Origin of the sequence: Streptomyces sennicomposti (genome assembly GCF_019890635.1) — a bacterium.
GTDB lineage: Bacteria > Actinomycetota > Actinomycetes > Streptomycetales > Streptomycetaceae > Streptomyces > Streptomyces sennicomposti.
On the sequence record NZ_JAIOAB010000148.1, the window covers coordinates 1 to 278 of the forward strand.

General features: G+C 59.0%; 1 rRNA gene. It reads left to right on the forward strand.

The window, feature by feature from the left end:
* A 16S ribosomal RNA gene (locus K7787_RS31475) occupies window positions 1–278 on the forward strand; the annotation flags it as partial.

Here is a 278-nt window from a genome sequence, read left to right on the forward strand (position 1 = left end):
GTTGTGAAAGCCCGGGGCTTAACCCCGGGTCTGCAGTCGATACGGGCAGGCTAGAGTTCGGTAGGGGAGATCGGAATTCCTGGTGTAGCGGTGAAATGCGCAGATATCAGGAGGAACACCGGTGGCGAAGGCGGATCTCTGGGCCGATACTGACGCTGAGGAGCGAAAGCGTGGGGAGCGAACAGGATTAGATACCCTGGTAGTCCACGCCGTAAACGGTGGGCACTAGGTGTGGGCGACATTCCACGTCGTCCGTGCCGCAGCTAACGCATTAAGTG